General features: G+C 75.3%; 2 protein-coding genes. Both read left to right on the top strand.

The window, feature by feature from the left end; all coding sequences use genetic code 11:
* A partial coding sequence (locus NJ376_RS23435) for a thiamine pyrophosphate-dependent enzyme (protein WP_252955709.1) occupies positions 1–1,086 on the top strand: 1,086 nt, incomplete at its 5' end.
* A gap of 674 nt (positions 1,087–1,760) precedes the next feature.
* Positions 1,761–2,450: an alpha/beta fold hydrolase gene (locus NJ376_RS23430; RefSeq protein WP_252955708.1), complete on the top strand. Its 690-nt coding sequence runs from the start codon at positions 1,761–1,763 to the stop codon at positions 2,448–2,450.
* Positions 2,451–2,717: the final 267 nt, after the last annotated feature.

The following is a 2,717-nucleotide window of genomic DNA, read 5'->3' as shown; positions in this document are numbered from 1 at the left end:
CCGGCCGCCGCCCCGGCCGGGCCGGCGCTCGCGGAGGCGAAGCGCCTGCTGGCCGAAGCCCGCCGCCCGGTGCTGGTGGCAGGGCTGGAGGCGACCGCGCCCGAATCCTGCGCCGCGCTGCGGGCGCTGGCGGCGGCGCTGGGCTGCCCCGTGCTGGTCACCTACAAGGCGAAAGGCGTGGTGCCGGATGCCGATCCGCTCTTCGCCGGGGTCTTCACCGGCGGCGAGGCGGAGGCGCCGATCCTGCGCGAGGCCGATCTCATCCTGCTGGCCGGTGCCGACCCGGTGGAGTTCATCCCGCAGCCCTGGCGCTACGCGGTGCCGATGATCGATTGCGGCACCGCGCCGCGGCCGCTGCACTACCGGGCACCGGCGGCGGGGCTGTACGGCGCCCTGGCCCCGAGCTTTGCCGCGCTGGCGGAAGGCGCGGCGCGCAGCGCCTGGGAGGTGGGTGAGATCGCGGCGCATCGCACGGCCTGGGCGGCGCGGCTGGCCAATGCGCCGGGCGGGAATCGTGGCCTCTCCCCCCAGGCGGTGGTGGAGCTGGCCCAGGCCGCCTGCCGCAGGGCGGGGCGGGATCCGCGGGTCTCGGTGGATGCCGGGGCGCATATGTTCCCCTGCACCTCATTCTGGCAGGCGGAGCGGCCCGGCGATCTGCTGATCTCCAACGGGCTGGCGACCATGGGCTTCGCCCTGCCGGCCGGCATCGCCGCGGCGCTGCATGACCCGGCGCGGGGGGCGCTGGCTTTCACCGGGGATGGCGGGCTGCTGATGGCGCTGGGGGAGCTGGCGACGGCCACGGCGCTCGGGGTGAAGCTGGTGGTGGTGGTGTTCAACGACGCCACCCTCTCCCTCATCGACATCAAGAAGGGCGGGCGGGAGTTGCCGGGCGGGGCGCTGGGCTGGCCGCAGGCGGATTTCGCCGGGGCGATGCGGAGCCTCGGCGGCATCGGCCTCTCGGCGCGGGGCGAGGCGGAGTACGCCGCCGCCCTGGAAGAGGCGCTGGCGGCGCCCGGGCCGGCCCTGGTGGACGTGCTGGTGGACCCCGGCAGCTACCCGGCGCAGATCAAGGCGCTGCGCGGCTGAGCCCGGGCCCTGGCAGGCTTGGCGGTGCGTCCTGACGTGCCCTTCCTGCTGGCGGGTCGGGCGCGCCGCATCGGAGGGGCGGCGTCAGCCCCGGCGCGGTCGCCAGGGCAGGGGCTGCGGCCTCGCGCCGGGGCCGCCATCCTTCCTCGCGCTCGCGGCGTTGCAGATCCGCGTGCCGCCTCGGCGGGCCGGTGCGGCCACGCCTTTGAGGCCGTCGTGCTGCCGGCTTCCTTCCGGCGGCTCGCCCTGGCCTTTGATGGCCGGCTTCTCCGCTTCACGCGGCCAACACCGGGGCAGCCATCGCGGGCAGGGCACGATGCCGGCTCGGAAAGTCCTGACGTTCCAAGCCGAGTGTCGCCCGCAGGGGCGGTGTGGCGACTGCGCGCCAACCTCAAGCACATACCGGCCGCGCCCATCGGCCGACATCGGCCAGCATTCCGCGCCGCCGGTATGAGGCCGGCGCACGCCTCTCCTCGCCGGTGCGGGAGGCGGCCGTGCCCTCGCCGCGCGGCCCCCGCGGGGCAGGCCCGGCCTCCGATGTATCAGCGCTTGCGCCGCTGCCGGCGGCAGGCGTCAATCGGCGCATCCAGCCCCCGGCCGCGGCGGCGGACGGGGCAGCGGCTCCTCCTCCCAAGCCATGGCCAAGGCGGGTGGGCAAGGGAGGAGACGGGACGATGGCGAACATCCTGCTGATCCATGGCGCCTATCAGGGCGGCTGGATCTGGAAGCGGGTGGCCGCGCCGCTGCGCGCGGGGGGGCACCTCGTGCTGGCGCCGAGCCTCGATGGCTGCGCCGAGCGCCAGGCGCAGCTCCGCCCCGGCATCACCACGGAAAGCCAGGCGGAGGAGCTGGCGGCCCTGCTCTTCCACGAGGATCTGACGGAGGTGGTGCTGGTCGGCACCAGCTGCGGCGGCATGGTGCTGTGCCGCCTGGCGGAGCTGGCGCGGGAGCGGGTCGGGCGACTGGTCTTCCTCGATGCGCTGGCGCTGCGGGATGGCGAGCGGCTGCCGGACATCGTGCAGCGGCGGAATTTCCAGCGCACCGAGCTGGCGACCGGGCCGACGCCGGAGGATGCCGCCGGCCGCCTCTTCGCCGATCTCGACCCGGCGACCCGGGCCTGGACGCTGGCGCGCTGCACCCTGCACCCGGTGGCGCCGATGGAGGCGCCGGTTCGGCTGGAGCGCTTCTGGGACCTGCCCTGGAAGGCGAGCGTCATCTGGTGCCGGCAAAGCGCCAACCCGCCGGTGGCGCATCAGCGCCGCGCGGCTGATTCCCTCGGCGCCGCCTGGCATGAGCTGGACACCGGACATTACCCGATGCTGACCGAGCCCGAGGCGGTGGCCCGGCTGATCGAGAGCGGTTGAGCAAGGCAGAGCCGGTCGCGGGACCTGCCATCCGGTGCCGGCAGCGGAGCGGTGGCTAGCGCGTGTGCGGTCGGGGACGGATCGACCGAGACCCCGAATCAAGCGACCGAAGGGTGCGCTGGAGCGGGATGGGCGAGCGAAATTCAGCCGACCTCGCCCAAGCCTCCGCGACCTCCACCAGGGCCGGCTACCCCGCTCCCGCGGCCGCAGCGGGCACCCGGCAGCGTCCGGGCACGCGGCCGGGGCAGGGGAGGCGGCCGGCATCGC

Source organism: Siccirubricoccus soli (genome assembly GCF_024178315.1).
GTDB classification, from domain to species: domain Bacteria; phylum Pseudomonadota; class Alphaproteobacteria; order Acetobacterales; family Acetobacteraceae; genus Siccirubricoccus; species Siccirubricoccus soli.
The sequence above is the reverse complement of the archived record's forward strand: the minus strand, read 5'-3'. Positions and strand labels throughout refer to the sequence as shown.